This window comes from Azonexus hydrophilus, from assembly GCF_905120355.1.
In the GTDB taxonomy this organism is placed as follows: Bacteria; Pseudomonadota; Gammaproteobacteria; order Burkholderiales; family Rhodocyclaceae; genus Azonexus.
In genome coordinates, this window is record NZ_CAJHOB010000045.1 from 1 (window position 1) to 1,404 (window position 1,404).

1 protein-coding gene is annotated in these 1,404 nt (G+C 70.0%); it reads right to left on the reverse strand.

Annotated elements, in window-relative coordinates; all coding sequences use genetic code 11:
- Positions 1-1,404: filamentous hemagglutinin N-terminal domain-containing protein (locus tag JYJ39_RS13895; RefSeq protein ID WP_205205237.1), on the reverse strand; the 1,404-nt coding region annotated here is incomplete at both ends.

Genomic DNA, 1,404 nt, shown 5'->3' on the forward strand with positions numbered 1-1,404 from the left:
CCGGCGCACCTGAATGTCGCTGCTGAGTTGCCAGTTCGCCGCCGTCAGGGCCAGCGTGCCGTTGCTGAGAAAGCGACCGCCCGACTGTTCCACCGCACCGGCGGAGAGCAGGAAATCGCCCAGGCCGACGTGGGTGACGCTGCCGCCCGCGTTCTGCATGCGCCCGGCCTGGAGTTGGAAATCCTCGCTGACGCTTTCGATGCGACCGCCTCGGTTGTCCAGTGCGTCGGCGGCAAGCTCGGTAAAGCCGGCGCCAACGGCGCGGATGGCGCCGGCCCGGTTGTCGATTTCAGGGGCGGCAAGGCGCAGGTCGCCGCTGCTTTCGATCAGGCCGGCGGCGTTGTCCAGGCGGTTGGCCGCAATCTGCACCTGGCCTGCCGCCATGATGCCATCCCGGTTGTCCACCGTGTCAGCGCTGACTGTCAGCGCTTGCTGCCCGAGCAGCCGCCCTTGCCGGTTGTCCAGCGCCTGCGCCTGAATGTCGAGCGCGCCCTGGGCGAGCACGACGCCCCGGTTGGCGATTGTGCTGCCGCTCAGCGTCACCGCTTCGCCTTGCAGCGCCTGGGCGATTTCGATCCCGTCGGCCGCGCGGATGGCGAGCTCGCCGCCCGCTTGCAGCGTGCCGATCTGCGCCGAACTGGCGGTCACTTGGGCCGCGCCGCTGGCCGCCGCCCGCTCGAGCGTCAGCCGGCCCGCGCTGTCGATCCGGATGTCGCCTGCGCTGGCCGCCAGATCCCCCGCCAGACGCACGCCGACGCCCGCTTCGGTGCCCACCAGCAGCACGTTGTGCGCATACATGCCGCCCAGCGCCGCGCTGTCGATGGCGAAGACCGGCGGCGCGCTGCCGTCGGGGGCCAGGGCCTGCGCGGCCAGCGTCTGCGCATCCACGTCGTTGCGCCCGGCAATCACGCTCAGCCGCCGCGCGTGCAGCGCCGCGTTGATCTCGACGCTGCGCGTGATCAGTTCGAACTGGTCGACATTGCTGGCGTTCAGCCCGGCCCCTTCGATCAGGACCGTCCCGTCTTCGACCCGGAAGCCGCTCAGTTGCCCGTCCTCGAAGAGCGGACGCCCCGTGCTCAGCGTCACCCGCGGCGTGTTGATGAAGCCGCAGCCGTCGCAGCTCAGCCCCCAGGGATTCGCCACGATCAGCCGCGCCGACGGCCCGGCAATCTCCGTGTAGCCCGCCAGTCGGCTCGCCCGGCCCCCCGTCACTTCGTTCAGAATGACGTTCGCCGAGCGTCCGTTCAGCCCCGGATTGCCGACGATGTACCCGCCCAGCTGCGTCTGCTGCACCGCGCCCGTCGCGTTGTTCAGAATCAGCCCTTCGCGACCCACGTTGTAGTCCGTGAAACGGTTGTGCGACAAGCCTTTGGCGTTCGGCGCGGCGATGTTCACCACCGGCAC